Source organism: Pseudomonas sp. P1_F1_2, from assembly GCF_056405815.1.
The window spans coordinates 1-4,029 of the sequence record NZ_JBFUBK010000193.1 but is presented as its reverse complement, the minus strand read 5'-3'; the positions used below and the strand labels follow the sequence as shown (position 1 = coordinate 4,029).

Here is a 4,029-nt window from a genome sequence, read left to right as displayed (position 1 = left end):
CGCTCCGACAGATTGCTGTCGTCCGCGCCTTTCAAGCCCTCAAGCTTGCCCTCGACGACCAATACCTTCAGATGCCCGCCGGACAAATCCTGTTGCGGCAAGTAAGCACGGCTGGTGACCAGGCCTTTTTCGATGTAGTGATCGGTGATGACTTTCAGCAGTTCGTTGAGCTGGGTAACACCCAGGCATTGGCCGATGTAGGGCTTGAGCAGGCGATTTTTCTCGCTCTCGGAAAGGCTGTCGGCGCCCTTGAGTTCGATGTCTTTGATCGCAAAGCAACGGGTGTCCGCAGGCGCCGCGGGCTGTACGGGTTTGGCTTCCTTGCCGGGCAATTCCTTGAGTTCTTCGAGACGCCGGCGCTGCTCTTCGAGCAGGCGATCCTGACGTTCGCGGATGAGATCCGTATCACCTGGGGTGGTGGCTGCATGAGCAATGTTTAGCGGAGAAAGGCACAGCAAAGCCAGGCATAACCTCGCCACTTGGGCGGGTGAGTACATGTTCGATCCCTCGAAGCGGAAAGTGATAGCAAAATAGTGGCGCGATATTAGAGAGCCATCATCTTGACATCAAATAATGGATCCATTCGAAAAGTATGGGGGACGAACGGTAGTGGTGAAATCGGGCGCTTCCGACCGGTATGCAGGATGTTTCTTGATGCCATGAAGAAAAGTGACGGCCAGAGTGACGGCATTTCCGAATGCGTATTTGTCCTACAGAAGCAACGGTATGAACTTTCCGAACAGTGCAGCCTCAACCGTTTAACCGCCCAACACGGATACCGAGGCCCCCCATGAAAACCCTTCTGACGCTAACTTTCGCCACCACCCTCGCCTGCGCCCTCCCCGTTTGGGCCTGCACCCCCGAGGAAGCCACCGCCAAACGCGAGCAACTGGCTCAGGAAGTGGCCAGGCTCACCGAGCAGAATCCGGCCAAAGCCAAAGAGATCAACGACGAGTTGCAGAAGATGGACCTGGGCACAGCCGCCAAGGATTTGCCGGATAAATGCCAGTTGATTGATCAGCGTTTGAAGGAGTTGCAGACGGCGGACAAGAAAGCCGAGAGCTGATCGATACAGGAATTTCGAGCATAAAAAAACCGGACATCCGTCCGGTTTTTTTTGGGTCACGACAACGGCTTATTCAGCAGCCGGCGCTTCCGGCTTGCGGCGCTTGAGCGGCGCCATGCCGTCCTTGCTGACCAGCGACAGGGCGTCGGTCTTCGGGCGGTTGGCGATTTTGCGCTTGGTCGGGGCCTTGGCGCCGGTTTTTTTCTTGTCGCCTTTGGCGTCGACTTTTTTCTTCTTCACGCCAACGGCTTTGCCCGAGGCCTTGACCTTTTTCGGTCCGCCGTAGGTGCCTTTGACTTCCTTGATGGTGCGGCGCTCGAAGCTCTGCTTGAGGTAGCGCTCGATGCTCGACATCAGGTTCCAGTCGCCGTGGCAGATCAGCGAGATGGCCAGGCCTTCATTGCCAGCGCGGCCGGTACGACCGATACGGTGAACGTATTCGTCGCCGCTGCGTGGCATGTCGAAGTTGATCACCAGGTCCAGGCCTTCGACGTCGAGGCCGCGAGCGGCAACGTCGGTGGCGACGAGGATTTTCACGCCGCCCTGCTTCAGGCGGTCGATGGCCAGTTTGCGGTCTTTCTGGTCTTTATCGCCGTGCAACACGAACGCTTTGTATTCCTGCGCCACCAGACGACCGTAGATGCGGTCGGCCATGGCCCGGGTGTTGGTGAACACGATGGCCTTCTGATAGGTCTCGTTGGCCAACAGCCAGTTGAGGATCTGCTCTTTATGCACGTTGTGGTCAGCGGTGATGATTTGCTGACGGGTAGTCGCGTTCAGGTCGCTGACGTTGTTGACCTGCAAGTGCTCAGGGTTGTTCAGCACTTTGGCGACCATGTCGCGCAGGCCCGAACCGCCGGTGGTGGCGGAGAACAGCATGGTCTGCTGACRGTTGGTGCACTCCTCCACCAGACGCTGCACGTCTTCGGCAAAGCCCATGTCGAGCATGCGGTCGGCTTCGTCGAGCACCAGCACTTCCACTTCTTTCAAGTCGAGGTTACCGGCGTTCAGTTGCTCGATCATCCGGCCTGGCGTGCCGATCAGGATGTCCGGCACCTTGCGCAGCATGGCAGCCTGGACCTTGAAGTCTTCACCGCCGGTGATCAGACCGGATTTGATGAACGTGAACTGCGCGAAGCGCTCGACTTCCTTGATGGTCTGCTGAGCCAGCTCGCGGGTCGGCAGCAGGATCAGGGTCTTGATGCTGACACGGACTTTCGCCGGGCCGATCAGACGGTTGAGGATCGGCAAAACGAAAGCAGCGGTTTTGCCGCTACCGGTTTGCGCTGTCACCCGCAGGTCACGCCCTTGGAGCGCCAGCGGAATAGCCGCTGCTTGCACTGGCGTTGGCTCGACAAATTTAAGCTCGGCCACGGCTTTGAGCAGGCGTTCGTGCAGGGCGAATTGGGAAAACACGGGTGCTACCTCGAAGAAATACAAAAAAACAGCTGCATAGGGTAACGGTTTCGAGCGCTCAGGCCGAGTTTCTTTATACAAACGACGGTAAACAGTGGCTTTTTGTTGCCTGATTTGTCTTCAAATGTCATCCCAAGTGTCTTAAATGCTCTAATCGCCCCATCGCGTCCTACAGGAAAATCGTTTTAGCCCATGGATATCAAACAGCTCTGGCTCAACGCCCAAGACCTCTGGGGGGCCCTTGATCAGCACCCGCTCCTGCATTCAAGCCTGGGATTGGTGTTGTTACTGGTCATTGCGCTAGTCCTCGGACGAGTGGCGCGCTTCCTCATTCTTCACGCCACCAAAATGCTGGGTCGTCAGCCAGCGCTGCACTGGATCAACGACTTTCTGCACAACAAGGTGTTTCATCGCCTGGCCCAGATAACGCCGTCGCTGGTGATTCAGTTCGGCCTGCACCTGGTGCCGGAGTTGAGCAAGACCAGCCAGAACTTCCTCGGCAATGTGGCGCTGTCCTTCACCATTCTGTTCCTGCTGCTGGCGTTCAGCGCCCTGCTCAGCGCCTTGCTGGACATCTACGCGCGCACCCAATACGCCCGCACCCGCTCGATCAAAGGCTACGTGCAACTGGCGCAGATGGTTTTGTACGTGCTGGGCGCGATCATCATTGTCGCCACCCTGATCGACCGTTCGCCGCTGTTGCTGCTCTCGGGTCTGGGCGCCATGTCGGCGGTGATTCTGTTGGTCTACAAGGACACCCTGCTGTCGTTCGTGGCCAGCGTGCAATTGACCAGCAACGACATGCTGCGGGTGGGCGACTGGATCGAGATGCCACAAGTCGGCGCTGACGGTGACGTGGTCGATATCACGTTGCACACGGTAAAGGTGCAGAACTTCGACAAGACCATTGTGTCGATCCCGACCTGGCGCCTGATGTCCGAATCGTTCAAGAACTGGCGCGGCATGCAGCAATCCGGGGGGCGACGGATCAAGCGCAGCCTGTTCATCGACGCCAGTGGCGTGCGTTTCATCCGCGATGATGAAGAGCTGAAGTTGTCGCAGGTGCATTTGCTGACCGATTACATCGGCCGCAAACAGGCAGAACTCAAAGCCTGGAATGAAGCACAGGGCAATGTGGCGGCCATGGCGGCCAACCGGCGGCGGATGACCAACATCGGCACCTTCCGCGCTTACGCATTGGCGTATTTGAAAAGTCACCCGGGGATCCAGCCAGACATGACGTGCATGGTCCGCCAGATGCAGGCCACTGCGCAGGGAATCCCACTGGAAATCTACTGCTTCACCCGCACCACGGCGTGGGCCGATTACGAGCGGATTCAGGGGGATATTTTCGATTACTTGCTGGCGGTGCTGCCGGAGTTTGGCTTGAGTCTTTATCAGCAGCCGAGTGGTGGGGATTTACGTGCCGGGTTGTTGCCCGCGATGCTGGGCGCAAGCCACATCCCCGAAGCCGAAAAACACATCATGTAAACACCACAGAACCCAATGTGGGAGCGGGCTTGCTCGCGAAGGCGGTGTGTCAGTCA

General features: G+C 57.7%; 4 protein-coding genes. 2 read left to right on the top strand and 2 right to left on the bottom strand.

Annotated elements, in window-relative coordinates; genetic code table 11:
* On the bottom strand, positions 1–497 hold a 497-nt coding region (locus tag AC1D2P_RS30370; RefSeq protein WP_477811755.1), incomplete at its 3' end, for a POTRA domain-containing protein.
* Positions 498–790: 293 nt separating this feature from the next.
* On the opposite strand from AC1D2P_RS30370, the gene AC1D2P_RS30365 reads away from it, so the two are divergent.
* A complete protein-coding gene (locus tag AC1D2P_RS30365) occupies positions 791–1,066 on the top strand; it encodes a hypothetical protein (RefSeq protein ID WP_046033344.1) in 276 nt (91 codons plus the stop codon).
* 69 nt (positions 1,067–1,135) lie between these two features.
* Here the strand turns inward: AC1D2P_RS30365 and AC1D2P_RS30360 are convergent, their stop codons facing one another.
* Entirely contained in the window at positions 1,136–2,482 is a 1,347-nt protein-coding gene (locus AC1D2P_RS30360) for a DEAD/DEAH box helicase (RefSeq protein ID WP_477811754.1), read from the bottom strand.
* A gap of 192 nt (positions 2,483–2,674) precedes the next feature.
* On the opposite strand from AC1D2P_RS30360, the gene AC1D2P_RS30355 reads away from it, so the two are divergent.
* The gene (locus AC1D2P_RS30355) at positions 2,675–3,973 is read left to right on the top strand and encodes a mechanosensitive ion channel family protein (RefSeq protein ID WP_109787982.1); all 1,299 of its coding nucleotides are present in this window, start codon (positions 2,675–2,677) and stop codon (positions 3,971–3,973) included.
* Positions 3,974–4,029 lie beyond the last annotated feature (56 nt).

Bases quoted from the DNA above. Each gene is read 5' to 3' on its own strand.
- AC1D2P_RS30365 (WP_046033344.1), top strand. From the start codon at position 791: ATGAAAACCCTTCTGACGCTAACTTTCGCCACCACCCTCGCCTGCGCC.
- AC1D2P_RS30355 (WP_109787982.1), top strand. From the start codon at position 2,675: ATGGATATCAAACAGCTCTGGCTCAACGCCCAAGACCTCTGGGGGGCC.